Below are 3,591 nucleotides of genomic sequence, written 5' to 3' on the forward strand. Positions count from 1 at the left end.
AGGACTTGGATGCGGCTGCCCGCGCGCTCGACGCGATCCACCGGGGTGTCGACGTACTGCGTACCTTTCCGTTTACGTGCCGCAAGGCTGAAGGGGAAAATCCGTTCCTGCGCGAATTGATTGTATCGTTTGGCTCATCGGGTTATGTCATGCTGTTCGAGATTGAGGAAGGACGCACGGTCACGATCCTCGCGGTACGTTCGCAACGGGAAGAAGACTACTATCGATAGGCTATGTATTTCGACGCATTGCGCTTGAAGATCCGAGACGAAGGCACGGTCAAGAACAAGGCGGTGTATCTGGGGCTGGGTATTCGCACCGACGGCCGTAAAGAAGTTGTCAGCAGCACGTTGAAAATAGCTCTTCCACACTTTGTGTGAAATTTGTGCCTCGGTCCAGCATCGATTCAACACGCGAGTACGAAGCAGCTGAAAGCCGGCGCGGCTATCCATCTGTCGCTTGAGAAACTTGAGCCGATTGACATGGCCCTCGACGATGCCGTTACTGTAGGGGGTCAGCAGTGCTGCGTGTACTGCATTATAGTCGTGGCCGAGACTTACCCTAATCGCCGCATTTCAGGTACGCCGCTGGCCCATAGGTTCACACGAAGCATGGAAGAGCCACTTCTAAGTTGCTGTTGACATCCGGCGGTCCATGACGAATCCTAGGGTAGTGGTTCACCACTTGAAGGTAGCCGGTGAACTGGCATCACCCTGCCTAGCTCGAAGGACCCTCCGAGTAAACGAAGCATGCTGGTTCAGCCGCAGGTTAATGTGACCGACTTCTGAACCAAGGCACACTGTCCTGAATTCGCGCCCGGGCCGGCTCGGAGAACTGGTTGGCTTCCATAAAGCGGGTGATCTCAACCCTCGCTATATTCCATTGACGATCGTCTAAGTTACCTATCGCACCCTGCGCTCGAAGCCTACTAAGCACATCGCATAAAGCGACTTCGCCCGCGCCATTCAGTAGACTCAAGCCCTGCTGCCAGACCCACTGTACCAGTGCATCGTCTAGTCTGTAAGTATACATGAGTAGGCCGAGTGTGACCTGCGCACGCTGCGCTGGCAGTACGCGCAGTAATGCCGGCACCAGTAACTGGAATTCGTGTGCATGATGCTCGCTCGGTAACCTCGTCAACCCCGCTGGAAGATCGCGTAGCGCAATGCCCAACTGCTCGTCAGGTAGCGATAGCGCCACATCACGCAGCTGCGTGTACTGTGCGAGCCGCTCCGCGTATGGCAAGACCCATATGGCACTGGCTAACATGCCAACCGGTGCGCCTTGCACAGAGGGCGGCAGCTGCAACGCGTGTTCGCGTAACACCGCATACAGTCCAGGGAGGCGGTTGTTGCTTCCACCGAAGTGAATCATTCGCAGACACAATACCGGAATCAGCTCCGCTTGCTCGGACACCCTCAAGGATGCAAGCCGAGCCACGAGCGCTTGATAACGCTCGACAAACTCAGCTGAGCCAAACAACAACGACTCCAAACTGTCAGCGAGTTCCGTCCAGACATTCTCCTCCTCGGGCGCACGCCGCTGCGCCATCGCGTAAGCGAAGTCGAATAATTCATCACTATGGCTCCAATGAAAACCGCGCAATGAGTGCAACAACAGCGCTTTTTGTATCTGCACGCCATCCTTCGAAATGCGCTGTGCCGCCGAGTACATGCGCTTGAAGGCTTCGCCTTGCTCGCGATACGGCAACGCTTCCAAACGCTGGCGCAACGCCTCAATCGGCTCGACGTGCTGCGCTGGATCGGCGAGCGTGCCATCCATTTCATTGAGCAGCTGATTGACTGACGCGAGACTGACGACTTGGTTGGCTCGTTGCCAGTAGCGGTAGACTACGCGCCGACTGTGCATCGCATGATACGTACGACGATCGACTGCTGAAAAATTTCCCACGTCTTGGACGGGCACGTAGTCACCGATCTGCTCAATCAGTTCGGGCGGCAGGTCATGATATGTCGTGGGCCGGCTAGCAAACTCGGCAATCGATAAAAAGAAACGGCGCAATATGAAGCGAGGCCTGCACGGCAGGTTAGCTAAAAGCGGGAAGCTGAGCACAGCGATGGAGTTTAAACGCCATGTTCTTGGCGGATAGTGCAATGCCCATATGCGGCAGCTGTTACATTGTCTGTTGGCAACGCACACTGCTGAAGAAGCTCGTGCGAAACTGGCAATGGTAAGCAGCACGCAGCCGAAACAACGTGCGGATCAAATAAATGATGGTGCAGGCTCAGTTATATTCCACCATCCCGAGGCTCACCGTACACACGTTGTCAGATAATCGGCAATCGGCTCATCGTTGCACTGAAACATCAAGGGCTCGTTGCGCACTGCACGGCGTGTGGAGCGACAAGCTCCCGGATACACCGATGGTACCGACGACGCGTTGAGAGCCTGCCGTGTAGCGGCCACCGCGTCACACATGGAAATCCATGTGCAGCACTTTCGTTGAGATAACACAACATGCCGCCGGCGAACATTCGCCCAATGCCTTGCGCCATTCGGCGCGCGTCAGCAGCGTCGCACACCCCGAGCACAGACGGTGCTGTGGCAGGTGGGCTTGGCGCTCAGTGGTGCCGCGGGTGCGCCTGGCGCAGCGGCTGGACATTTCGATCAGCGGCGAAACAATGCTTCGTTTGCTTAAACGCAACGGCCAGAAGTACGTCGCGACGACATTCCTTATATGGTCGCCTCCCATTTGCAAGGCGATTGTGCGTGGCAGGAGGGTGGTTGCGGACTTATATCCGGACTCGATCGCGGGCGTGCCCGCCGGCCCCGATGGATTGCGCCGCAAAGGTCCTAATCTAATTAGCGGACTCGAGGTCCGAGAAATGTCTCAGGCTTGCCTTCGCGCGATCCAACCTGTCTTGCCATCGTTCAATACACCTGTGCAACCATGGATGGGTTAGGCCTTAAAGCGTGATCACTGCGCTGGTGCTGCCTGATACGTTCGCTCGTACGCCAGCAGCGCCCAGATCGTTCGCGCCATCTTGTTGGCCAGCGCGACAGCGACGACGTTTGTCGGCCGTCGAGTTAATAGAGCACGTAATCGCTCTGGTAAGTGTTTCGAACTCGAGATGACTGATCGTGCACCGTGAATCAGTAAGGTACGTAAATAGACGTCACCGCGTTTGCTGATGCCGCCCAGCCGGACTTTGCCACCCGAGCTGTTCTGTCGCGGCACGAGGCCAAGGTAGGCCGCAAATTCCCGACCGGAGCGGAAGGTTTTCGCTTGACCGATAACCGACACCGCTGCAGTTGCCGTCAACAGGCCAACACCCGGAATTTCCGAGATACAACGGCATGCTGGGTCACCGCGTCGCCATTCGAGGATGCGCTGCTCGATGCGTTGAATTTGCTCGTCGAGCAGATGAAGTCGAGACAATTGATCCCGAAGACTATCGATCAGCATTGTCGGAAACTGATCGGCCAGCGTCGCGATCGCCGCTTGAGCGGCCTGGATCGATGGGCGTCGCCCTTGTGGCAAAACGACGCCGAATTCATAGAGTAATCCTCGCAATTGATTGACTTGCATGACGCGGATCCGGACCAGTTGCTGGCGCATTCGATGTAGCG

The 3,591-nt window shown here is 56.5% G+C and carries 3 protein-coding genes and 1 pseudogene; 2 read left to right on the forward strand and 2 right to left on the reverse strand.

Going from position 1 to position 3,591, the window contains the following annotated elements; all coding sequences use genetic code 11:
• Both KPG66_RS16805 and KPG66_RS16810 read left to right on the forward strand, forming a co-directional pair.
• The coding region (locus KPG66_RS16805) for a type II toxin-antitoxin system RelE/ParE family toxin (protein WP_237071588.1) at positions 1-230 on the forward strand (230 nt) is incomplete at its 5' end.
• A 3-nt stretch (positions 231-233) separates the two neighbouring features.
• Positions 234-341: pseudogene (locus tag KPG66_RS16810) on the forward strand (transposase); the annotation flags it as partial.
• A 427-nt stretch (positions 342-768) separates the two neighbouring features.
• Here KPG66_RS16810 and KPG66_RS16815 read toward each other — a convergent pair.
• Together KPG66_RS16815 and KPG66_RS16820 are read right to left on the reverse strand one after the other, a co-directional pair.
• The gene (locus KPG66_RS16815; RefSeq protein ID WP_237071589.1) at positions 769-2,022 is read right to left on the reverse strand and encodes a hypothetical protein; all 1,254 of its coding nucleotides are present in this window, start codon (positions 2,020-2,022) and stop codon (positions 769-771) included.
• Between the two features lie 916 nt (positions 2,023-2,938).
• Positions 2,939-3,591, reverse strand: a 653-nt coding sequence (locus tag KPG66_RS16820; protein ID WP_237071590.1) for an IS110 family transposase, incomplete at its 5' end; no start/stop codon positions are given.

Source organism: Mycetohabitans sp. B2 (assembly GCF_021733735.1).
In the GTDB taxonomy this organism is placed as follows: domain Bacteria; phylum Pseudomonadota; class Gammaproteobacteria; order Burkholderiales; family Burkholderiaceae; genus Mycetohabitans; species Mycetohabitans rhizoxinica.